Annotated in this window: 23 protein-coding genes; 5 read left to right on the top strand and 18 right to left on the bottom strand. The window is 61.0% G+C overall.

The window, feature by feature from the left end:
• The 5 genes from ASD32_RS19630 (at window position 1) to ASD32_RS19610 (ending at window position 7,686) form a co-directional block, all read left to right on the top strand.
• Window positions 1-885 (top strand): ABC transporter permease, encoded by an 885-nt coding sequence (locus tag ASD32_RS19630; RefSeq protein WP_060639737.1) that lies wholly within the window; start codon window positions 1-3, stop codon window positions 883-885.
• Window positions 882-1,754, top strand: coding sequence for an ABC transporter permease (locus tag ASD32_RS19625; protein ID WP_060639736.1), 873 nt, complete (start codon window positions 882-884; stop codon window positions 1,752-1,754). Before ASD32_RS19630 ends, ASD32_RS19625 begins: the two co-directional genes overlap by 4 nt.
• Window positions 1,755-1,836: 82 nt before the next feature.
• Window positions 1,837-2,829, top strand: a complete 993-nt coding sequence (locus ASD32_RS19620; protein ID WP_060639735.1) for an ABC transporter substrate-binding protein — start codon at window positions 1,837-1,839, stop codon at window positions 2,827-2,829.
• A gap of 354 nt (window positions 2,830-3,183) precedes the next feature.
• Complete coding sequence (locus ASD32_RS19615) at window positions 3,184-4,377, top strand: efflux RND transporter periplasmic adaptor subunit (RefSeq protein ID WP_060639734.1); 1,194 nt, start codon at window positions 3,184-3,186, stop codon at window positions 4,375-4,377.
• Window positions 4,378-4,392: 15 nt separating this feature from the next.
• Entirely contained in the window at window positions 4,393-7,686 is a 3,294-nt protein-coding gene (locus tag ASD32_RS19610) for an efflux RND transporter permease subunit (RefSeq protein WP_060639733.1), read from the top strand.
• A 73-nt stretch (window positions 7,687-7,759) separates the two neighbouring features.
• On the opposite strand, the gene ureG is transcribed toward ASD32_RS19610, so the two are convergent.
• The 18 genes from ureG to urtB all read right to left on the bottom strand — a co-directional run bounded on the left by ureG (window position 7,760) and on the right by urtB (window position 20,805).
• On the bottom strand, window positions 7,760-8,371 hold the full coding sequence (gene ureG, locus ASD32_RS19605; RefSeq protein WP_060639732.1) for an urease accessory protein UreG: 612 nt from the start codon (window positions 8,369-8,371) through the stop codon (window positions 7,760-7,762).
• Window positions 8,372-8,410: 39 nt separating this feature from the next.
• On the bottom strand, window positions 8,411-9,082 hold the full coding sequence (locus ASD32_RS19600) for an urease accessory protein UreF (RefSeq protein ID WP_060639731.1): 672 nt from the start codon (window positions 9,080-9,082) through the stop codon (window positions 8,411-8,413).
• Window positions 9,075-9,551, bottom strand: coding sequence for an urease accessory protein UreE (ureE, locus tag ASD32_RS19595; RefSeq protein WP_060639730.1), 477 nt, complete (start codon window positions 9,549-9,551; stop codon window positions 9,075-9,077). The genes ASD32_RS19600 and ureE overlap by 8 nt, the downstream gene beginning before the upstream one ends.
• A 106-nt stretch (window positions 9,552-9,657) precedes the next feature.
• Window positions 9,658-10,197: a peroxiredoxin gene (locus ASD32_RS19590; RefSeq protein WP_060639765.1), complete on the bottom strand. Its 540-nt coding sequence runs from the start codon at window positions 10,195-10,197 to the stop codon at window positions 9,658-9,660.
• 187 nt (window positions 10,198-10,384) lie between these two features.
• The gene (locus tag ASD32_RS19585; RefSeq protein ID WP_060639764.1) at window positions 10,385-11,065 is read right to left on the bottom strand and encodes a TIGR02117 family protein; all 681 of its coding nucleotides are present in this window, start codon (window positions 11,063-11,065) and stop codon (window positions 10,385-10,387) included.
• A gap of 28 nt (window positions 11,066-11,093) precedes the next feature.
• A complete protein-coding gene (ureC, locus tag ASD32_RS19580; RefSeq protein WP_060639729.1) occupies window positions 11,094-12,803 on the bottom strand; it encodes an urease subunit alpha in 1,710 nt (569 codons plus the stop codon).
• Between the two features lie 3 nt (window positions 12,804-12,806).
• Entirely contained in the window at window positions 12,807-13,214 is a 408-nt protein-coding gene (locus ASD32_RS19575; RefSeq protein ID WP_060639728.1) for a type II toxin-antitoxin system VapC family toxin, read from the bottom strand.
• Window positions 13,201-13,464 (bottom strand): AbrB/MazE/SpoVT family DNA-binding domain-containing protein, encoded by a 264-nt coding sequence (locus tag ASD32_RS30050; protein WP_060639727.1) that lies wholly within the window; start codon window positions 13,462-13,464, stop codon window positions 13,201-13,203. Before ASD32_RS30050 ends, ASD32_RS19575 begins: the two co-directional genes overlap by 14 nt.
• 10 nt (window positions 13,465-13,474) lie before the next feature.
• Complete coding sequence (locus ASD32_RS19565) at window positions 13,475-14,140, bottom strand: hypothetical protein (RefSeq protein WP_060639726.1); 666 nt, start codon at window positions 14,138-14,140, stop codon at window positions 13,475-13,477.
• Between the two features lie 38 nt (window positions 14,141-14,178).
• Window positions 14,179-14,613, bottom strand: coding sequence for a lysozyme inhibitor LprI family protein (locus tag ASD32_RS19560; RefSeq protein ID WP_082546832.1), 435 nt, complete (start codon window positions 14,611-14,613; stop codon window positions 14,179-14,181).
• Window positions 14,610-14,915, bottom strand: a complete 306-nt coding sequence (locus tag ASD32_RS19555) for an urease subunit beta (RefSeq protein ID WP_060639725.1) — start codon at window positions 14,913-14,915, stop codon at window positions 14,610-14,612. Before ASD32_RS19555 ends, ASD32_RS19560 begins: the two co-directional genes overlap by 4 nt.
• A gap of 17 nt (window positions 14,916-14,932) precedes the next feature.
• Window positions 14,933-15,187 carry a DUF1272 domain-containing protein gene (locus ASD32_RS19550; RefSeq protein ID WP_060639724.1) on the bottom strand — a complete coding sequence of 85 codons (255 nt, stop codon included), beginning with the start codon at window positions 15,185-15,187 and terminating at the stop codon, window positions 14,933-14,935.
• A 10-nt stretch (window positions 15,188-15,197) separates the two neighbouring features.
• Complete coding sequence (locus ASD32_RS19545; protein WP_037099076.1) at window positions 15,198-15,500, bottom strand: urease subunit gamma; 303 nt, start codon at window positions 15,498-15,500, stop codon at window positions 15,198-15,200.
• A 25-nt stretch (window positions 15,501-15,525) separates the two neighbouring features.
• On the bottom strand, window positions 15,526-16,356 hold the full coding sequence (locus tag ASD32_RS19540) for an urease accessory protein UreD (RefSeq protein WP_060639762.1): 831 nt from the start codon (window positions 16,354-16,356) through the stop codon (window positions 15,526-15,528).
• Window positions 16,357-16,368: 12 nt separating this feature from the next.
• Complete coding sequence (gene urtE / locus ASD32_RS19535) at window positions 16,369-17,064, bottom strand: urea ABC transporter ATP-binding subunit UrtE (RefSeq protein ID WP_060639723.1); 696 nt, start codon at window positions 17,062-17,064, stop codon at window positions 16,369-16,371.
• A 185-nt stretch (window positions 17,065-17,249) separates the two neighbouring features.
• Window positions 17,250-18,002 carry an urea ABC transporter ATP-binding protein UrtD gene (gene urtD, locus ASD32_RS19530; protein WP_060639722.1) on the bottom strand — a complete coding sequence of 251 codons (753 nt, stop codon included), beginning with the start codon at window positions 18,000-18,002 and terminating at the stop codon, window positions 17,250-17,252.
• Between the two features lie 5 nt (window positions 18,003-18,007).
• The gene (urtC, locus tag ASD32_RS19525; RefSeq protein ID WP_060639721.1) at window positions 18,008-19,201 is read right to left on the bottom strand and encodes an urea ABC transporter permease subunit UrtC; all 1,194 of its coding nucleotides are present in this window, start codon (window positions 19,199-19,201) and stop codon (window positions 18,008-18,010) included.
• A complete protein-coding gene (urtB, locus tag ASD32_RS19520; protein ID WP_060639720.1) occupies window positions 19,198-20,805 on the bottom strand; it encodes an urea ABC transporter permease subunit UrtB in 1,608 nt (535 codons plus the stop codon). Before urtB ends, urtC begins: the two co-directional genes overlap by 4 nt.
• Between the last annotated feature and the right edge of the window lie 77 nt (window positions 20,806-20,882).

Genomic DNA, 20,882 nt, shown 5'->3' with positions numbered 1-20,882 from the left:
ATGGAAAAGCCGAATATCATCAAAGACAGGATCATGCCCGTAGGTGTCATCCTCCTTGCCGTGCTCGTCATCTGGTACGTGGCGGTGGTGTTTCTCAATGCGCCGTTCGAGCGCGATACGGCGGCGCGCGCCGGATCTGAGATCACCTTCTCGGAAATCCTGCCGAAAACCATGTTCCAGCAGCGGCCGGTGCTTCCTGCCCCGCATCAGGTGATCGCCGAGATCTGGAACACGACCTTCCTGATGCCGATCACCTCCAAGCGCAGCCTGGTCTATCATGCCTGGATCACACTTTCGGCGACCCTGCTCGGCTTCGGCATCGGCACCGTGCTCGGCATTTTGCTTGCCGTCGGCATCGTCCACAACCGGGCGATGGACCGCTCGCTGATGCCCTGGGTCATCGCCAGCCAGACCATCCCGATCCTTGCCATCGCGCCGATGATCATCGTCGTGCTCAATGCCATCGGCATATCCGGGCTTTTGCCCAAGGCGCTGATCTCCACCTATCTCAGCTTCTTTCCGATCGTCGTCGGCATGGTGAAGGGGCTGCGCAGTCCCGAGCAGATCCAGCTTGACCTGATGCACACCTATTATGCCAGCCCGGCGCAGACCTTCTGGAAGCTGCGCTGGCCGTCGTCCATGCCCTATCTGTTCGCCTCGCTGAAGGTCGCCATCGCCATTTCGCTCGTCGGTGCGATCGTCGGCGAACTGCCGACCGGGGCCGTCTCCGGTCTTGGCGCCCGGCTGCTTGCCGGCTCCTATTACGGCCAGACGGTGCAGATCTGGTCGGCCCTGTTCATGGCGGCAGCGCTCGCGGCAACCCTGGTGATCATCGTCGGCTTTGCCCATACCGCCGTTCTCAAACGCATGGGGATCAAGCCATGAATTCCGGTATTCTGTTCAGCGCCATCGCCTTCTGGATTGCAGCCTGGGCAACCAATGAATGGCTGGTGCGCCAGAATTTCAGAAACGTGCCCGCCAACCGGGCGGTTCGCCTTGCAGTGCCCTTGCTGTTCGGCGTCAGCATTCTGGTTCTGTGGGAAGGCGTCGTGCGGGGGTTTAACGTACCGTCCGTTCTCCTGCCGCCGCCCTCGATGATCTGGACGCGGCTGATCAATTCCGTGCCGACGCTCTGGGCCGATTTCCAGCAGACGTTCCTCAAGGCGGTGATCATCGGCTATACATTGGGCTGCAGCCTCGGTTTCCTTGTGGCCGTTGCCATCGACCGCTCGCCCTTCCTGCAGAAGGGGCTGCTGCCGCTTGGCAATTTCGTCTCCGCCCTGCCCGTCATCGGCGTCGCGCCGATCATGGTCATGTGGTTCGGCTTCGACTGGCAGTCGAAAGTCGCTGTTGTCGTCATCATGACCTTTTTCCCGATGCTGGTGAACACGGTTTCCGGCCTGTCTGCGGCCAGTTCGATGGAGCGCGACCTGATGCACACCTATGCCGCCAGCTGGTTTCAGACGCTGATCAAGCTGCGCCTGCCGGCGGCCTGGCCTTTCATTTTCAATGCGCTCAAGATCAACTCCACCTTGGCGCTGATCGGTGCCATCGTCGCCGAATTCTTCGGCACCCCGATCGTCGGCATGGGGTTCCGGATCTCCACCGAAGTGGGGCGCATGAATGTCGATATGGTTTGGGCCGAAATCGCCGTTGCGGCGGTGGCAGGCTCCGCTTTTTACGGGATAGTGGCGCTGATCGAGCGGGCTGTCACGTTCTGGCATCCGTCCGTGCGCAATTCGCGGACGGCCTGAGAAATGCCTGTCCGTGGTGGGCAGGCACCATAAAAAAGCCGCCGGCCCGCGTCGGGCCGGCACAACAAAAAAGGGAACTGACATGAAGACGAGACTTGCATCTTTGCTGCTGGCAAGCGCTTTTTCGCTGTCCGCATTCCATGCCATGGCCGCCGACAAGGTGGTGCTGCAGCTGAAATGGGTCACGCAGGCCCAGTTCGCTGGCTATTACGTCGCCAAGGACAAGGGCTTTTATGAAGCCGAAGGCCTGGATGTCGAGATCAAGCCGGGCGGCCCGGATATCGCACCGCCGCAGGTGATCGCCGGCGGCGGCGCCGATGTGGTCGTCGACTGGATGCCGTCGGCGCTTGCAACCCGCGAAAAGGGCGTTGCCCTCGTCAACATCGCCCAGCCGTTCAAGGCCTCGGGCATGATGCTGACCTGCCTGAAGGAATCCGGCGTCGCCTCGCCTGCCGATTTCAAGGGCAAGACGCTCGGCGTCTGGTTCTTCGGCAATGAATATCCGTTCCTCTCCTGGATGAGCCAGCTTGGTCTGAAGACCGATGGCGGCCCGGATGGCGTCACGGTCCTCAAGCAGGGCTTCAACGTCGATCCGCTGATCCAGAAGCAGGCAGCCTGCATCTCCACCATGACCTATAACGAATATTGGCAGGTGATCGACGCCGGCATCAAGCCGGAAGACCTGACCGTCTTCAAATATCAGGACCAGGGCGTGGCCACGCTGGAAGACGGGCTCTACGTGCTGGAAGACAAGCTTAAGGACCCGGCCTTCAAGGAAAAAATGGTCAAGTTCGTCCGCGCTTCGATGAAGGGCTGGAAATATGCCGAGGAGCATACCGACGAAGCCGCCGGGATCGTTCTGGAAAACGACGCCACCGGCGCCCAGACGGAAGAACACCAGAAGCGCATGATGAGCGAAGTCGCCAAGCTGACGGCGGGCTCGAACGGCGCGCTGGATGACGCCGATTACAAACGCACCGTTGCCTCGCTGCTGAAGGGCGGCTCCGATCCCGTCATCAGCAAGGAGCCAACCGGCGCCTTCACCCACGAGATCACTGACGCCGCCCTCAAGTAGGCGTTTTTACATCTGTTTTCGCTATGGAAACGCGCGGGCTGGTCCCGCGCGTTTCGCATTTAAGACACAGGAAAAACACGGATGCGCAACAAAAGGACATAAAACAGAAGTTGCGTTGATGGGTCTCAACAAATAAAATAATGAGGAACCATTCTTTATTTCTATCATCTTGCATCGCCTGATGGGCCTGACTAAATACGGCCCGAGGCATCTTGAGGAGGATGCGGGGGAACATTTGCTCAACACGGTTGAAGCGGCATTCCCTTCCTTCCTGTAGACGGCGGCAGCGAACCTTCCATGAAGGCGGGCAGCGTCAGGAAACAGACTTATCTGGAATTTTAGGAAAGTGAGCCGATGGCCCGTTACACGACGTTTGCGTTTGGAATGTCCGCTGCCCTGCTCCTGACGCTCTCGTCGGGTACCGCATTGGCGCAGGCCGCAGCTCCCCAAAAAACCGAACAGGCATTGCCGTCGATCGTCGTCAGCCAGGTCGAGACAAGGCTGATCGTTGACCGGGTTATGGCAACCGGCGCCGTCAAGGCCGTGGACGAAACCTATGTGTCCCCGCTTGTCGATGGCCTTTCCATTCGCACGCTGAATGCCGATGTCGGCGACCGGGTCGAGGCAGAAAGCACGCTGGCCACCCTCAACCCGGATATGCTGGTGCTGCAAAAGAGCCAGTATGCCGCAAGCCTTGCCAAGGCCGAGGCCGCCTTTGCCCAATATGAGGCGCAGCTCGCCGAAGCGCAGGCCAATGCCGACGAAGCGGTCCGGGTCAGCGACCGCTCGAAAAAGCTCGCCGAGGCGGGATCGATGTCGACGGCGCAGCGCGACCAGGAAAAGGCCGCCGCAACCGCAGCGCTTGCGCGCGTCCGCTCGGCCGATCAGCTGGTCTCTGTCGCCAAGGCCGATATCAAGGTGGTCGAAGCGCAGATTTCCGACGTCGACCTGCGCCTGGTGCGCACAGATGTGAAAACGCCGGTCGCCGGCGTCGTCTCGGCCCGCACCGCAAAGGTCGGCGCCATCGCAAACGGCACAGGCGAGCCGCTGTTCACCATCATCCGCGACGGCGCCGTAGAGATGAAGGCCGATATTATCGAAGCCGACCTGCCGAAGCTGGAGATCGGTCAGAAGGCAAAGGTGACGCTGGCCGACGGCAAGACGCAGGTCGACGGACAAATCCGGCTGATCTCGCCGGTGGTCGATAGCCAGACACGCCTCGGCAATGTCTATATCACCCTGCTGGAACCTGAAAAAGCCAGAGTGGGCATGTATGCCCGGGCACAGATCATCGTCACGGAAAAGCAGGCGCTGGTCCTGCCGCTTTCGGCGGTCACCAACACCAAGGACGGCATGGTCGCCCGCAAGGTCGAGGACGACGTCGCCCATGTGGCTCAGGTTGAAACCGGCATACAGGATAACGGCTTGATCGAAATCCGGACCGGCCTGAAGGAGGGCGACCGCGTGATCACCAAAGCCGGCGCCTTCGTGCGCGATGGCGATCGCATCAAGCCGGTGCCTGCAGGCGCCGAAACAGTATCGAACTGATCGAGGTCATTCGCGATGAACTTTTCCGCCTGGTCCATCCGCAATCCGATCGCACCGATCCTGGGTTTTGCGCTGCTGCTCTACCTCGGCATTCAATCCTTCTATGCCCTGCCGATCACCAAATTTCCCAACATCGACGTTCCGGTGGTGGCCATCACCGTGACCCAGAACGGCGCGTCGCCGTCGGAACTGGAAATGCAGGTGACCAAGGAGGTCGAGGACGCTGTCGCCTCGATCGCCGGCGTCGATGAAATCCAGTCCACGGTGACCGACGGACAATCGCTCACCAGCGTTGTTTTCCGCATCGAAAAGCCGACGGAAGAAGCCGTTCAGGACACCAAGGACGCCATCGACCGCATCCGCAGCGACCTGCCCGCCGATGTCGAAGAACCGGTCGTCACCAAGATCGATGTCGAAGGCCAGGCGATCCAGACCTTCTCCGTCACCTCGCCGGACATGACGCTCGAAGAGCTGTCCTGGTTCGTCGATGACACGATCAAGCGCGCGCTACAGGGCCAGGTCGGTGTCGGCCGGATCGACCGCTACGGCGGCTCCGACCGCGAAATCAAGGTAGAACTCGATCCAAGCAAGCTCGATTCCTTCGGCATCACCGCACCTGACGTCAACAACCAGCTGCGCAGCACCAACGTCGATCTCGGCTCTGGCCGCAGCCAGATCGGCGGCAACGAACAGACCATCCGCACGCTGGGCGACGCCCGCAACGTGGCCGAGCTGGCCAATACGACGATCGCGCTTCCCAATGGCCGGTTTGTCAAACTCTCCAATCTGGGCACCGTCACCGATACCTACGAGGAGCAGAAATCCTTCTCGCGCTTCAATGGCGATGCATCGGTCACCTTCGCGGTGTTCCGCTCGAAGGGCGCCAGCGAAGTCTCGGTCGCCGAAACGGTGGCAAAAAGCCTAGAAACCGTTCGCGCGGCCCATCCCGAGGTCAACATCGCGATGGTGGACGACGCCGTCTATTTCACCTACGGCAACTATGAGGCAGCCCTGCATACGCTGCTCGAAGGCTCGATCCTCGCCGTCATCGTCGTGCTTCTGTTCCTCAGAAACTGGCGTGCCACGCTGATCGCCGCCGTCGCTCTTCCCCTGTCTGCGATCCCGACATTCTGGATCATGGACCTGATGGGCTTCTCGCTCAACCTCGTCAGCTTCCTGGCATTGACGCTGGCAACGGGTATTCTCGTCGATGACGCGATCGTCGAAATCGAGAACATCGCCCGGCATATCAAGATGGGCAAGACGCCGTACCGGGCATCGCTCGATGCCGCCGATGAAATCGGTCTGGCGGTTATTGCCACCAGCTTCACCATCATCGCGGTTTTCGTGCCGGTTTCCTTCATGCCGGGTGTTGCCGGGCAATATTTCATCCAGTTCGGCCTGACTGTCGCCTTCTCCGTGTTCTTCTCGTTGATGGTGGCGCGCCTGATCACGCCGCTGATGGCAGCCTATCTGATGAAGCCCGAGGATGGCGTCGACGACCATCACGACAATGACGGCCGCCTGATGAAGGGCTATACCTGGCTGGTCAGCGCCACGACCCGGCGCTGGTACATGCGCTATGCCACGATGCTGGCCGCTTTCGCGTTCCTGGCCGGCTCGCTTTTCCTGATGGCGCAGGTTCCTGGCAGCTTCATGCCGCCGGACGACGCCTCCCGTGTCGTGCTTTCGGTCGAATTGCCCCCCAACGCGACGCTGGTTGAAACCGACAACACGACCGAGCAGATCTACAATGCGGTCCGTGGAATCGATGGCGTCGAGAGCGTCTTCATTCTCGGCGGTGCGTCTCCAAAGGGCGATCTCGAACTGCGCCGCGCCACCGTCCGCATCATTCTCGGCACGATCGATCACTCACTGGTGAAAACCTTGGTCAACAAGGGCCTCGGCAATCTTCCGCTGATCGGGCAATATATGCCGAAAATGCAGATGGATGGCCGCACGCGTCCGCAGTGGGATGTCGAGAAGGATATTTTCGCCAACCTGCGCGGCATCCCGGATGTGCGCATCACAAAGCTCAACGATCGCGGCGAGCGTGAATTGACCTTCAACTTCCTGTCATCCAACGAGGATGACCTGAATGAAGCCATCGGCCTCTTGGAAGGCAAGCTGCGCGCCTCGCCCATCCTGTCCAATGTCAGCTCCGAAGGGGCCCTGCCCCGGCCGGAATTGCAGATCCATCCGCGCAAGGATGAAATCGCCCGTCTCGGCATCACGCCACAGCAGATCTCGCAGACCATCCGCGTTGCCACGACAGGCGATGTCGATGCGGCCCTGACCAAGATCTCGCTCGATAACCGGCTGATCCCGATCCGCGTCCAGACGTCGCTCGACGTCCGCCGCGATCTGCAGTCGATCGGTGCCCTGAAGGTGAAGACCGCATCGGGGGCGACTGTTCCGATCGATAGTGTCGCTGACATCAGCTACTCGGAAGGACCAAGCTCGATCCTGCGCAATGCGCGTAATCGTGTCGCCTCGATCGGCTCCGACGTGCCGCAGGGCACGGCACTCGATACCTCGACAGCCGAGTTCAAGCGGATCGTCGATGAAACGCAGCTGCCCTCGACCGTGCGGCTTGCCGAAAGCGGCGATGCCAAGATCCAGAGCGAGATGATGCAGAGCTTCGGCAACGCCATGCTGCTCGGCTTGCTGATGGTTCTGGTGGTGCTCATCCTGCTGTTCAAGGACGTGATCCAGCCGTTCACCATCCTGTTGTCGCTGCCGCTGGCGATTGGCGGCGTCGCGGTGGCGCTGATCCTGACACGCAACGCGTTTTCGATGCCGGTCATGATCGGGGTGCTGATGCTGATGGGGATCGTCACCAAGAATGCCATTCTTCTCGTCGATTTCGCCGTCGAGATGAAGCGCCATGGCATGGAGCGGGTCCAGGCCATGATCGAGGCCGGCCGCAAGCGCGCCCAGCCGATCATCATGACGTCGATCGCCATGTCGGCCGGCATGATCCCCTCGGCGCTTGGCGTCGGCGAAGGCGGCTCGTTCCGCGCACCGATGGCAATTGCCGTGATCGGCGGCATCATCGTTTCCACCGTGCTGTCGCTTCTCGTGGTTCCGTCGTTCTTTCTCATCATGGACGATGTCTCGCGCCTGATCGGCTGGCTGTTCGGCCGCTTCGTGGGCAAGAAGGACGACGAGCTGGATGTTCTTGAAAACGAAGCTTTGACCGGCATCGTCACCGATCAGGCTAAGACGATCGACGCGTTGGAAAAACGGCTCGACAAGCTGGAAGGTCCCAAACGCAGCGGTAACGTCATCCATCTCGCAGCCGAATAAGGCTGCGGGCCACCGCATGGAAACCCGGCCCCATTCCAGATGCGGCCGGGCTTTTTTGTTTGGGCGGCAAAGCTTAAAGCCCGCCTTCGACCCGCAAAAATTCGACGATCGTCTCGATACCATCGCCGCGCTTCATATCGGAAAACACGAAGGGCCGCTCGGCGCGCATGCGGTTGGCATCGCGCTCCATCACATCGAGATCGGCGCCGACATAGGGCGCCAGATCCTTCTTGTTGATCACCAGCAGATCCGAGCGGGTGATGCCCGGTCCGCCCTTGCGCGGGATTTCCTCGCCCTGGCAGACCGAAATCACATAGATGGTGATATCGGCCAGATCGGGCGAAAACGTCGCGGCCAGATTGTCGCCGCCGGATTCGATGAAGATCACATCGAGATCGGGAATGCGGCGGTTGAGATCGGCGATCGCCTGCAGGTTGATCGTCGCATCTTCACGGATTGCCGTATGCGGACATCCACCGGTCTCGACGCCGACGATCCTGTCGGAGGGCAGCGCCTGCATGCGCACCAGCGCCTCAGCATCTTCCTTGGTGTAGATATCGTTGGTGACGACGGCGACCGAATATTGCGCGCGCATCGCCTTGCAGAGCTTGTCCGTCAGCGCCGTCTTGCCGGAGCCGACCGGGCCGCCGATACCGACGCGAAGGGGACCATTGGCAGATTTCATCGCAAATTTTCCTTTCAAGAAAGCGGGCGCTCGAAACCGTCAGGACCGGAAGAGCCGCGAATGCAATGTCTCATGGCGCAGGGCCGAAATATCGGCCGTGATGGTGGCAGAGCCGAGATCGTCCAGCGTCGTGGCTGCGGCCCGCGCCGCTGTTGCGGAGATCACCGGCTCGAGCTTGGCCAGCACGCCGAGACCATGCGTCTGCCCGGTCACGCCACACCGGATCGCCACCGAGACGAGGTTGGAGGCACTTGCATGCAGGTAGGCCGCAAGCGCTGCTTCCAGCCCCGTTCCATGGATGCCCGCAACCGCGCCGACGGCGACGGGATAGGCGATAGCACCGTGGAGCGTTTCAAGCCCCGGATGCGGCCAATGGGCTGCGGCCGTCAGGAACGCCTCGCCCTGCAACATCGTTTCCATGTGCCGCTCGCGCGATCCGGCCAAAGCTTCCGCCAATTCCCGCACCGCCGCCAGTCTTGGCGCATCGCCACAGGCGCGGTAGCTCTCGGCCAACAGCACGGCGTCATTCCAAGCAGAGCCATGCTCGATCAGCGCCTGCAGCCATGCCGCAAGCCCTGGCGCATCGGTCACCAGACCATCGTGCACCGCCTGCTCGAGCCCGCCGGAATAGGAGAACGCGCCGACCGGAAAAGCCGGCGACAACCATGTCACCAACCGCAAAAGCGCCTGCGTCCCGGCCAGATCAGTCATGGGCGTGATGATGGCCGCCGTGCGAATGCCCGCCGGACCCGTGATAGGCGCCGCGCATCGGCTGGAACGGTTCCGTGACCTCGCCGATCGTCGCGCCCAAACCTTCCAGCATCGCCTTGATGACGGGATCGCGCAGGATCAAAATCCGGTCCAGCCGGATTTCGGCGGCCAGATGCCGGTTGCCCAGATGCCAGGCGAGTTCGATCAGGTGGAGCGGATCGCGCGGACGAATATCGTAAAGCGGCTCGGGGACCGCTGCGATGCGCACATGATCGCCGCTATCGAGCACCAGAAGATCGCCATCGGCCAGCATCACGGCTTCCTTGAGATCGAGCATCACCACATCATCATTGTCGAGATGCAGCAATTTGCGGCGCAGATGGCGCTGATCGTGGGCAAGCGCGATGGTGTGCAGCGGTGTGATGCCGGCCGGGCCGGGCGACAGGATTTCGGTCGAGCGATAGGGCATTCAGCAAGCCTTCAAATTCATTCATGCCACTGTAACAACAAAAAAATCCGGCGCCAGACCAAAGAAGCCCGGCGCCGGACGTCATGGGAAGTGCACAGGCCTGAGATCAGGCCGCGATCTTTTCCGACTGCAGCGCGCCAAGAATGTTCTGCGGCGCGGAAACGCCATAGGGATCGCCGTCGGCATTGTCGCAATAGCCGTCTTCTTCGAACCACTGCTCGACGACACCATCATTGATGACGGCAGCATAACGCCAGGAGCGCATGCCAAAGCCGAGATTGTCCTTGGACACGAGCATGCCCATCTTGCGGGTGAACTCGCCGGACCCATCCGGGATCAGCTTGACGTTTTCAAGGTTCTGCGACTTGCCCCAGGCATTCATGACGAAGGCGTCGTTGACGGAAATGCAGTAGATCTCGTCAATGCCCTCGGCGCGGAAATCAGCGGCCAGCTTTTCGAAATCGGGAAGCTGGAAGGTCGAGCAGGTCGGCGTGAAGGCGCCCGGCAGCGAAAACAGGATGACGCGCTTGCCGCCGAAATAATCCGCCGACGAAACATCCTGCCAACGGAACGGATTGGCACCACCAACAGCTTCGTCGCGAACGCGCGTGCGGAAGGTAACGGACGGCACTTTTCTGCCAATGATCATGATAAACTCCTTGAAAGACAGACGCCCCCGCGCGGCAGGTCTTGGGAGGAACAAGGCACAGGAGGTCACCTGTTTTCTACAGCAAGTCCTGTTGCGATGCAGCACAAAGGGCATGAAAAACATGCCGCGCATGGCTGACCTGCACCGCGCGCATGTCTAGGCCTGCGGCGAAAATCCAATGAATTCAGTTATACAGCCTCAGCGATACCGACAGCAAAACCGGCAATGGGTTCCACCAGCCGGTCTGCAACCCAGCCTCGCGCAGCGCCTTCGCCGTCCAGGTATTGCAACCCCTCAAAGCGCTGAACCAGCCATTGGCTTCGAAGAAACGGTCGTTTTCTCCGTAACCTGCATCCGGTATCGCCGCGATCCGCCCATCCACCGTCGCGAAGTTGGCCTCGATGAAAGACAACAGGCGTTGATATCCCTCCGCGCCGATCTCGAAACTGGCAATATGATCGGCAGGCTCGATGATCTCGCCGGCAACATCTGCGTGGACGACGGAGCGGTCCAGCGTCAGCCCCTTGAACAACGGCACCGGCTTCAAATCCGACCAGGCAGGCGTCTCGATATAAAAGGCCCGCCCGCCCCAGCCAAAAATCAGCCAGCGCGCATCGGGATGCGCAACCGGCATGCCGCTTTCCGACAGAAACGGAAACCGGGCCAGCGTCTCGGCGGTGACCGGAATGGCGATATCCGTGTGGATGGGATTGGAGAGCACGAGGATCCGGTGCGTCTCGCCCACAGCCGTTCCGGCCTTCGCCACAGGCCACAGGGGACGCGGCACGAATGTCCCGGCGGCAACGCACAGGATTGCCGTGAGCAGGACGGCCGCCAGCCAGCGCAAGGGCCTTCTCCAGGACATCGGCATTCTTTCTTGATGAGCAACTAGTCTAGAACATGAAGTAGCGTTGCGCCATCGGCAAGACGGTTGCCGGTTCGCAGGTCAAAAGCTCGCCATCGGCGCGCACCTCGTAGGTTTCCGGATCGACCTCGATATGCGGCGTCAGGCTATTGTGGATCATCGAGGCCTTGCTGATGCCGCCACGGGTGTTTTTCACCGCGATCAACTGCTTGGCAACACCAAGGCGCGCCTGCAGGCCGCCGTCCAGCGAGGCCTGCGACACGAAGGTGACCGAGGAATTCGTCCGTGCCTTGCCAAAGGCGCCGAACATCTGCCGGTAATGCACCGGTTGCGGCGTCGGGATGGAGGCGTTGGGATCACCCATCGGAGCGGCCGCGATCATGCCGCCAAGAAGCACCATGTCGGGCTTCACGCCGAAGAAGGCAGGATTCCACAGCACCAGATCGGCGCGTTTGCCCGGTTCGATCGAGCCGATCTCATGGGAGAGACCTTGGGCGATGGCGGGATTGATGGTGTATTTGGCGATATAGCGGCGTACCCGGAAATTATCGTTGTCGCCGGTCTCCTGCGCCAGCCGCCCCCGCTGCCGCTTCATCTTGTCGGCGGTCTGCCAGGTGCGGATCGCCACCTCACCGACCCGGCCCATCGCCTGGCTATCGGAGGAAATGATCGAGAAGGCGCCGATATCGTGGAGAATGTCTTCGGCCGCGATGGTTTCCTTGCGGATCCGGCTTTCCGCAAATGCAATATCTTCAGGAATGGAGGGCGACAGGTGATGGCAGACCATCAGCATGTCAAGATGTTCGGCCAAGGTGTTGATCGTGTAGGGCCGGGTCGGGTTGGTCGAGGACGGGATGACGTTCGACTGGCCGCAGATCTTGATGATGTCAGGCGCATGGCCGCCGCCTGCCCCTTCGGTGTGGAAGGCGTGGATCGTGCGGCCCCTGATGGCGTCGATCGTATCCTCGACGAAACCGCTTTCGTTCAGCGTGTCGGTGTGGATCATCACCTGCACGTCAAAGCCATCGGCAACCGACAGGCAATTGTCGATGGCGGCAGGCGTCGTGCCCCAGTCCTCGTGCAGCTTCAGGCTGGACGCGCCGGCAAGGATCATTTCCTCCAGCGGCGCCGGCAGCGAGGCATTGCCCTTGCCGGCCAGCGCGAGATTCATCGGAAAGCCGTCAAAGCTCTCGATCATCCGCTCGATATGCCAGGCGCCCGTGCAGGTCGTCGCCAGCGTGCCATGCGCGGGGCCGGAACCGCCGCCAAGCATCGTGGTGATCCCCGACATCAGCGCTTCCTCGATCTGCTGCGGGCAGATGAAATGGATATGGGCGTCCATGCCGCCCGCCGTGACGATCTTGCCTTCGCCGGCAATCACCTCGGTAGAGGGACCGACGATGATGGTCACGCCGGGCTGCGTATCCGGATTGCCGGCCTTGCCGATCGCCGCGATCCGGCCGTTCTTCAAACCGATATCGGCCTTGACGATGCCGGTGTGATCAATGATCAACGCATTGGTGATGACGGTATCGACAGCGCCTTGAGCCCGCGTTGCCTGGCTCTGGCCCATGCCGTCGCGAATGACCTTGCCGCCGCCGAATTTCACCTCGTCACCATAGGTGGTGAAATCCTTCTCCACCTCGATAAACAATTCTGTATCCGCCAGCCGAACCTTGTCGCCGGTGGTGGGACCAAACATGCTGGCATAGGCCGCGCGCGACATTTTGTAGGACATGGTCTACCTCTGAAGTTCGGAAAAATTGGGGGATTTCGATGCTGCCTTGTCGAACGTCATCGTCGTCCGGCAACCGTTTTTCCTGTTGACCTCTCCGATGAGATGGTCAGAGTAATCACCGGGATAGTTCAAAAAGCTGTTCAGAGCGCTGCTGACACTGTCGGGATCGAGAACGGTCACATTGGCCGCGTGCAAGATGCGCTCGATGATGTCGCGAATGATCGTCTTCTTTTGGCCCATCCTGTTTCGCAGCACCCATATCGTTTCCGCAATGACGATATGATTGACGAAAAACTGCTCCTCACTGTGAAGGATCAGGTCTTCAACGACGTGTGTCTGATCCGGCGCGTCATCTATCGTCCCGGCATCGACAAGCCAGCGCAGCAGGACGTTGGTATCAATTCCAATCATCGCTGACTTTCCCGCCCGCCGAGCGCGCGTCCTGTATCCAGCTGTCGATGTCCCCATCCGATATCGTCTGGCCGGGTTTGATCGCGCCACGCAGACCGGCCAGCGTCTCCTTGCGGGACCTCAGTTCGAACGTGCCATTGGCTGTGGCAACAAAATCCACCTTGTCACCCACGCCGATCCCCAGCGTTTTGCGGACCCGCGCAGGCAGTGTGATCTGGTTCTTCGACGTGATTTTTGCAGATTCAGCCATGATGATTTCCTTACCTTTCTGCCAAAATGTAAGGATTAGCAGACGGCTTAGCAATGGAAGGTTCAAGCCGCTCCAGCTTTCCTTCGCGAATAAAGTCTTCGACCATTTCCCTTTCCGCCGCAAACGGATGCCCCTCCCAGCCCGCATGGCCGAAACCGGCAAGCACCACGCGGTCGCCCGGCTGGCGCCAATGTGCGAGGATTTCGGCGATGACGATCAGGCCGCTGCTCGGCACGACATAGGCACCCGGATCGAACCGCTCCAGCGCCGCATCGACGCTCTCATGCGTCAAGGCCGGAACCGTATGGAAGCCCCGCCCGGTCGCCTGCGCAAAGGCGAAAAAACCATCGGTATAGTCGTCGCAGAGATCGCCGAGATCCGGATGCGTGACATTAAGTTTCCCGCGCAGAGCCTGGAACTTCGCGCCATCACGGACACACCAGATCGAAGCCGCCTGCCGAACGGCCGCATGGCTCTTCCAGACACCGCCACCCAGCATGGAAAGCGCCGGGCGCCCCGTGTTGCAGACGGCGACGATATCCGTCTTCTCTCCCCCAGCGCCACAGGAGCGGCAATCATTGAAGCGGATCACCAGATCGGCGGCGTCGATAACAGCGGCCGCGCCTTTTGGCATCGGCCCGTTTCCAACAATCATGATGGTCCGGCGCGCGGTCATGGGCACCTCAGTTTCCCTACCGCTCGGTTTCCCATCGCTCAGTTTCCAAATCCTTCGGTAAAGCCCTTCAGTTCCTCGCTACGCTTCTTCGTCAGGCCGGCAAGACAGACGGACACCAGCATCGGCTCAAGCGATGCTCCCCGCGCTTCAAACCCGGCCAGCTCACACTGCCCGTCACGATAATCGATCCAGGCCCGCTGGGCTTTCTTCAGGGCATCGACGGCGCCGGGATAATTTGCATCGATCTCGGCAAGGTCCTTATCGGCATTCTTCATCGCCGCCATGGCCTTCTTATAGACCGCGTTCAGCTCGGTATCGGCCGCCTCGTAATCCTTGTTGGCGCAGATCGTCATGTCAGTCTGGGTCTCGGCATTGGCGCAATCGACATTCGGTTGTTCTTGCGCCTGCGCAGAAACAATACCTTGAAAAAGCGTGGCGGTAAGCAGCCCTGATATGAAGAAAAAACGCCTCATAACTTACCCATCACCTTCTGGCGAAAACCATAGACCTCGCGCTTTCCGGCAAAGGGAATGAGCGTGACGCTGCGGGTCTGCCCGGGCTCGAAACGCACGGCCGTTCCGGCCGGGATATCGAGCCGCCTGCCATGCGCCACCGGCCTGTTGAACAAAAGGGCCGCATTCGTCTCGGCGAAATGATAATGGCTGCCCACCTGCACCGGCCGGTCGCCGCTGTTGGAGACCTCCAGCGACACGGTTTCCAGCCCTGCATTCAGCTCGATATCACCGCTTGCCGCAATAATTTCACCAGGGATCATCGTATCATCTCTCCTGTTCAGGCAGCCTTGATCGGCGCACAGCCTTCGGCCTTCAAGACCCGCTCTGTGGAGGCCGGGAACTTGCCGAGCTTGGCGGCAGGGCGAACCGGGCGGCGCACAAGTTCGCCGCTGCAATTGGGGCATTGTCCGTCGAGAACGTCGGAAACACACTGGGTGCAGAAGGTGCATTCGAAACTGCAGATCATCGCCTCGCGGCTGCCGGGCGGCAGGTCCTTGTTGCAGCATTCACAATTGGGTCTCAGTTGCAGCATGGCCGTTCCCTCAGCGAATGGGTTCGTGAACGGTGACCAGCTTGGTCCCGTCCGGAAACGTCGCCTCGATCTGGATGTCGTGGATCATCTCGGGGATGCCCTCCATCACTTGGGCGCGGGTGATGACATGCGCCCCCGCCTCCATCAGATCCGGCACCGAGCGGCCGTCGCGGGCGCCCTCGACGACAAAATCGGTGATCAGCGCGATCGCTTCAGGATGATTGAGCTTGACGCCGCGCTCCAGCCGCCGGCGGGCGACCATCGCTGCCATCGAAATCAGCAGTTTATCTTTTTCACGGGGTGTCAGGTTCATGCGCGGTCACCAGATTGCAGGTCGATTACAGGTTCCAGACTTTCGGCACAGAGGCGCCCTTGCGCAAGTGCGAAATGACCGGGATGAGGATTTTTCTCAAGGCAAAACCATCCGGCGCAACGAGGCGGGCAATCAGCTTGTCCTTGCCCACAACCTGATACTGGCTCACCCCGCCGGCAATACCACCGATCAGGCCGCGCAGAGTATCGACGTGGCGCTCGCAATCGGCGCCGGTGTAAAACAGTGTCGCAAAAGCCACCTGCCCGCCGAGCACCGAGATCTCCTGCGTCAGGCCGGTGATATCACCGTTCAGCCTGAGGTTTTCCGCATGCAGCAGCGCCCCGTTGCTGCGGATGCGCCAGCGGTCCTGAAACAGGCCTTCGCGCATTGCCTCGCCCATCGCCTTGCGGCCGAGAAGCACGGCCTCGACCGCCAGAAATTCCGCCCCTTCGGCCAGATCGACCTCCAGCTTGCGTGACAGCGAAGCGCGGTCGAACAGGATGGTTTCCTGCGGCAGCCAATGGACAGTCGCCCCCGCGCCAACCGAAATCTGCGCGGTCACATCAGCGGTGCCGGCACTTGCCCTGTAGATCTTCTCGCAGGCCTGCGTAGTCAGGGTGAGATGCGTGCCCTCGCCGGCCACGAACGACCACTCCATATGGTCGCCACCGGTCAGGCCGCCGGAACTGTTGATCAGCACCGCTTCCATCGTCGTGTCGAACGTATCGGGCAGCCTGATCTTGGCGCAGCCCTCCTGGTAGAATTCGCAAAGCCGGGTACGCCCCGCAAACGGCTTTGCCACCAGCCGCCCTTTGCCCCATGCCCTTTGCGGAGCGATCTCTGCTGCCTCAGCCATTGCCATCCGATGTCACACTGTGAGGTGGCGGCGCGCTTCCGGCGTATCCAGCGTTTCGGCCGGGCCTTCATGCACGATCTCGCCGCGGTCCATGATATAGACATGGTCTGCAAGCTCACGGCAGAAGTCAAGATATTGTTCCACAAGCAGAATTGCCATCCCGGTGGAATCGCGCAGATACTGGATCGCCCGCCCGATATCCTTGATGATCGACGGCTGGATGCCCTCGGTCGGCTCGTCCAGAACCAGGATTTTCGGCCGCGTCACCAGCGCCCGGCCAATCGCCAGCTGCTGCTGCTGCCCGCCCGACAGATCTCCGCCGCGGCGGCCAAGCATCGAGCGCAGGATCGGAAACAGGTTGAAAATATCCTCGGGAATGTACCGGTCCTTGCGTGCTACCGGCGCATAGCCCGATTCCAGGTTTTCCTTGACCGTCAAAAGCGGAAAGACTTCGCGGCCCTGCGGCACGAACCCGATACCGTGCTTGGCCCGGTTATAGGGCGCCATGCCGTTCAGCACCGTGCCGTTGAAGGCGATGGTGCCGGCGCTCGGCCCATGCTGACCGGTAATGGCACGCAACAGGCTGGTCTTGCCGACACCGTTGCGGCCGAGCACACAGGTGATCTTACCCATCGGCGCCGTGATGGAGACGCCACGAAGGGCCTGGGCCGCGCCGTAGTGCAGATTGATGTTGTCGACGGTCAGCATGCTCTTCTTCCTTCTGTCCATCCCGGCGATCTGGGTGGCGGCGTTGTCTCGGTAACACCTCCCCCTTGAGGGGGGAGGTCGCAGCAACGCTGCGGGTGGGGGTGACCCATTGTTTGACGCTGAAAATCACCCCACCCCGCCGCTTCGCGCCGACCCTCCCCCTCAAGGGGAGGGTAAACGCATCCTCACCGCCCCAAATAATTCTCGATCACTTTCGGATCGTTGCTGACGAAATCGATCGAACCTTCGGCAAGCACCGAGCCCTCGGCAAGGCAGGTTACCTTGACGCCGAGATCCCGGATGAAGCCCATGTCATGTTCGACGACGACGACCGAGCGGGTCTTGGCGATTTCTTTCAGCAGGATGGCGGTCTCGGCCGTTTCCGCGTCGGTCATGCCGGCCACCGGTTCATCGACCAGAAGCAGCTTCGGTTCCTGCGCCAGAAGCATGCCGATTTCCAGCCACTGTTTCTGCCCATGCGAGAGATTGGCGGCGAGATCGTCCTTGCGGGACGTCATGCGCACCGTTTCGAGGATCTCCTCGATGCGCGCCTTGTCGGCCGGTGTCAGGCGGTAGAACAGCGTCGAAAACACCCCGCGTTTCCGGTTGAGCGCCAGTTCGATATTGTCCCAGACCGTATGGCTTTCGAACACCGTCGGCTTCTGGAACTTGCGGCCGATGCCGAGCTGGGCGATATTAGCCTCGTCCTTCTTGGTCAGATCGATATCGCCGTTGAAGAACACCTGGCCGCTGTCGGGCCGGGTCTTGCCGGTGATGATGTCCATCATCGTCGTCTTGCCGGCCCCGTTCGGTCCGATTATGGCCCGGAGCTCGCCGGGCTCGACCACGAAGGACAGCGAATTCAGCGCCTTGAATCCGTCGAACGAGACCGAAACGCCATCGAGATACAGCAGGCTGCGGGAGGTCTTTTCATCCATCGGTTCTACTCCGCAGCCTGGGGTTTCAGTGTCGCAAGCTGGCTGTCCGCCTTGGCAGCCGCCTTGTCCTGGTAGGCCTTCTCCACGGCATCCGCTTTTTTCTGCTCCTTGCGCCGGGCAAGGAACTGCTGGACGGTCCCGACCACGCCCTTGGGCAGGAACAGCGTGGTCGCCACAAACAGCGCGCCGAGCGCAAACAGCCAGAATTCCGGGAAGGCGGCCGTGAAGATGCTCTTGCCGAAATTGACGAGGATGGCGCCGATGATCGGGCCGATCAGGGTGCCGCGCCCGCCGACCGCCGTCCAGATCACCACTTCGATCGAGTTTGCCGGAGCGAATTCGCCGGGGTTGATAATGCCGACCTGCGGCACGTAGAGCGCACCGGCCACACCGGCCATCATCGCCGAGACGGTGAAGATGAACAGCTTCATGTTCTCGACACGGTAACCCAGAAACCGGGTCCGGCTTTCGGCATCGCGCACGCCGACCAGCACCTTGCCGTATTTCGAGCGGACGATGGCGGAACTGAGCAGCAGAGCCAGCGCCAAGGCGATAGCGGTTGCGGCAAACAATGCGGCCCGCGTACCCCCCGCCTGGACGTTGAAGCCGAGGATTTCCTTGAAGTCGGTGAGGCCGTTATTGCCGCCAAAGCCCATTTCGTTGCGGAAGAAGGCAAGCAGCAGCGCGTAGGTCATGGCCTGGGTGATGATCGACAGATAGACGCCGGTGACGCGCGAGCGGAAGGCAAACCAGCCGAAGACGAAGGCAAGCAGTCCCGGCACCAGGAGCACCATCAGCGCCGCAAAGGCGAAATGGTTGAAGCCGTACCAGTACCAGGGCAATTCCTGCCAATTCAGAAAGACCATGAAATCCGGCAGCAGCGGATTGGCATAGACGCCGCGATCGCCGATCTGGCGCATCAGATACATGCCCATGGCATATCCGCCGAGCGCGAAAAATGCGCCATGGCCGAGCGAAAGAATGCCGCAATAGCCCCAGACGAGATCCAGTGCGAGCGCAAGAAGCGCGTAGCAGAGATATTTTCCAAGCAACGGCACGAGATAGCCGGGCACATGGAAGGCGCTGTCTTGCGGGATAAGCAGATTGGCAAGCGGCACTAAGGCTGCGGCCAGCAGGATCAGGAACACGGCCCAGAGCGTCTTTTTCTCGTGCCGCATGAACAGCATTTGCGCAATCATTGTTCGACCGCCCTTCCCTTGAGCGCGAACAGGCCGCGAGGCCGCCGCTGGATGAATAGGATGATGAAGACGAGGATGAGGATCTTGCCGAGCACCGCGCCGGCATAGGGCTCAAGGAACTTGTTGGCGATCCCGAGCGTCAAGGCGCCGACCAGCGTGCCCCAGAGATTGCCGACGCCGCCGAACACCACGACCATGAAACTGTCGATAATGTAGTTCTGGCCGAGATTGGGCGAGACATTGTCGATCTGGCTGAGCGCCACGCCCGCCATGCCGGCAATGCCGGAACCGAGGCCAAAGGTCAGCGCATCGACCCAAGGGGTGCGAATGCCCATCGAGGACGCCATGCGCCGGTTCTGCGTGACCGCGCGCATCTGCAGGCCGAACTTGGAGCGCTTGAGCAGCAGGAGCAGCGCCACGAAGACACCGAGCGAGAAGACGATGATCCACATACGGTTATAGGTGATGGCGAGACCACCGGCCTCAAAGACGCCGGACATCCAGCTGGGATTGTCCACCTGCCGGTTTGTCGGGCCGAAAATGGTGCGGATCGCCTGCTGCAGGATCAGCGAAATACCCCAGGTGGCGAGCAGCGTTTCGAGCGGCCGGCCGTAGAGCCAGCGGATGACGCTGCGCTCGATGCCGACCCCGACCAGGCCGGTAAACAGGAATGCGGCGGGAACGGCAAAAGCCAGCGAATAATCGGTCATGCCGGGGGCAACGGCCGCCACCGTCTGCTGCACCACATAGGTCGTATAGGCGCCGAGCATGACCATTTCGCCATGTGCCATGTTGATGATGCCCATGACGCCGAAGGTAATGGCAAGGCCGATTGCCGCCAGCAAAAGCACCGAGCCGAGCGACAGGCCGTACCAGACGTTCTGCGCCACATCCCAGGCGGCAAGGCTGCGGTTGATCGTGTCAATATGCGCCTCGATTGCGGGCTTCAGATCATCCGGCGCAGTCGCCATTGCAGCCGTCAGGATTGTCAGCGCATCGCGATTGCCGCGTGCCGCGATCGTGTCGATGGCGGACTTCTTGTCCGCAGCGCTGCCATCGGTCTTGAGCAGGATAACGGCGCGCGCGGCCTCCATCGTCGCCTTGACCTCGGCATCCTGCTCCTGCGAAAGCGCGGAATTCAACAGCGCGAGATTATCCGGATCGGCACTCTTGAGCAGGTCCTGCGCGGCCGCAAGGCGTGCCGGGCGCTCGGGGCTTAAAAGGGTCAACTGGCTGAGCGCCGCGCCGATGGCACCGCGCAAACCATTGTTCAGCCGGATCTTGGCCAGGTTCCCCGGCACCCCGGCGGCGGCAACGCCGGTCAGCACATCGAGATAGGTGCCGTCAGACGGGCCTTCGAGAAAGACCGGGCCGCCGGTCCTTGGCGCATAGAGTTTGCCGTCGCTGAGATTTTGCAGGATTTCGCCCGTTTTCGGATTGCCCGATGCGGCCAGCGCCTTGACCGCCTCGATCTTCTGCGGGAACGCGGTTGCCCCCAGTGCATCGACCAGCGGCCGGATATCTTCCTGCGCACGCAGGCCCGTTGCAAGGCAACCGACCAGCAGGCAGAGGGCAACAAGAAAGGTCTGGAGGGCGCGATACATGAGCTCTTCTTGTCCGTTCGCTTGGGTTGTTCGTCGGCTTGGGCACCGCGCATTGACGGGAGAGGCTTGATGCCGGC

Origin of the sequence: Rhizobium sp. Root483D2 (assembly GCF_001426685.1) — a bacterium.
Taxonomy (GTDB): Bacteria; Pseudomonadota; Alphaproteobacteria; order Rhizobiales; family Rhizobiaceae; genus Pararhizobium; species Pararhizobium qamdonense.
This window is presented reverse-complemented; position numbering and strand designations above follow the sequence as displayed.

Coding starts and splice junctions, on each gene's coding strand:
- ASD32_RS19630 (WP_060639737.1), top strand. CDS start 1: ATGGAAAAGCCGAATATCATCAAAGACAGGATCATGCCCGTAGGTGTC.
- ASD32_RS19625 (WP_060639736.1), top strand. CDS start 882: ATGAATTCCGGTATTCTGTTCAGCGCCATCGCCTTCTGGATTGCAGCC.
- ASD32_RS19620 (WP_060639735.1), top strand. CDS start 1,837: ATGAAGACGAGACTTGCATCTTTGCTGCTGGCAAGCGCTTTTTCGCTG.
- ASD32_RS19615 (WP_060639734.1), top strand. CDS start 3,184: ATGGCCCGTTACACGACGTTTGCGTTTGGAATGTCCGCTGCCCTGCTC.
- ASD32_RS19610 (WP_060639733.1), top strand. CDS start 4,393: ATGAACTTTTCCGCCTGGTCCATCCGCAATCCGATCGCACCGATCCTG.
- ureG (WP_060639732.1), bottom strand. CDS start 8,371: ATGAAATCTGCCAATGGTCCCCTTCGCGTCGGTATCGGCGGCCCGGTC.
- ASD32_RS19600 (WP_060639731.1), bottom strand. CDS start 9,082: ATGACTGATCTGGCCGGGACGCAGGCGCTTTTGCGGTTGGTGACATGG.
- ureE (WP_060639730.1), bottom strand. CDS start 9,551: ATGCCCTATCGCTCGACCGAAATCCTGTCGCCCGGCCCGGCCGGCATC.
- ASD32_RS19585 (WP_060639764.1), bottom strand. CDS start 11,065: ATGTCCTGGAGAAGGCCCTTGCGCTGGCTGGCGGCCGTCCTGCTCACG.
- ureC (WP_060639729.1), bottom strand. CDS start 12,803: ATGTCCTACAAAATGTCGCGCGCGGCCTATGCCAGCATGTTTGGTCCC.
- ASD32_RS19575 (WP_060639728.1), bottom strand. CDS start 13,214: ATGATTGGAATTGATACCAACGTCCTGCTGCGCTGGCTTGTCGATGCC.
- ASD32_RS30050 (WP_060639727.1), bottom strand. CDS start 13,464: ATGGCTGAATCTGCAAAAATCACGTCGAAGAACCAGATCACACTGCCT.
- ASD32_RS19565 (WP_060639726.1), bottom strand. CDS start 14,140: ATGACCGCGCGCCGGACCATCATGATTGTTGGAAACGGGCCGATGCCA.
- ASD32_RS19560 (WP_082546832.1), bottom strand. CDS start 14,613: ATGAGGCGTTTTTTCTTCATATCAGGGCTGCTTACCGCCACGCTTTTT.
- ASD32_RS19555 (WP_060639725.1), bottom strand. CDS start 14,915: ATGATCCCTGGTGAAATTATTGCGGCAAGCGGTGATATCGAGCTGAAT.
- ASD32_RS19550 (WP_060639724.1), bottom strand. CDS start 15,187: ATGCTGCAACTGAGACCCAATTGTGAATGCTGCAACAAGGACCTGCCG.
- ASD32_RS19545 (WP_037099076.1), bottom strand. CDS start 15,500: ATGAACCTGACACCCCGTGAAAAAGATAAACTGCTGATTTCGATGGCA.
- ASD32_RS19540 (WP_060639762.1), bottom strand. CDS start 16,356: ATGGCTGAGGCAGCAGAGATCGCTCCGCAAAGGGCATGGGGCAAAGGG.
- urtE (WP_060639723.1), bottom strand. CDS start 17,064: ATGCTGACCGTCGACAACATCAATCTGCACTACGGCGCGGCCCAGGCC.
- urtD (WP_060639722.1), bottom strand. CDS start 18,002: ATGGATGAAAAGACCTCCCGCAGCCTGCTGTATCTCGATGGCGTTTCG.
- urtC (WP_060639721.1), bottom strand. CDS start 19,201: ATGATTGCGCAAATGCTGTTCATGCGGCACGAGAAAAAGACGCTCTGG.
- urtB (WP_060639720.1), bottom strand. CDS start 20,805: ATGTATCGCGCCCTCCAGACCTTTCTTGTTGCCCTCTGCCTGCTGGTC.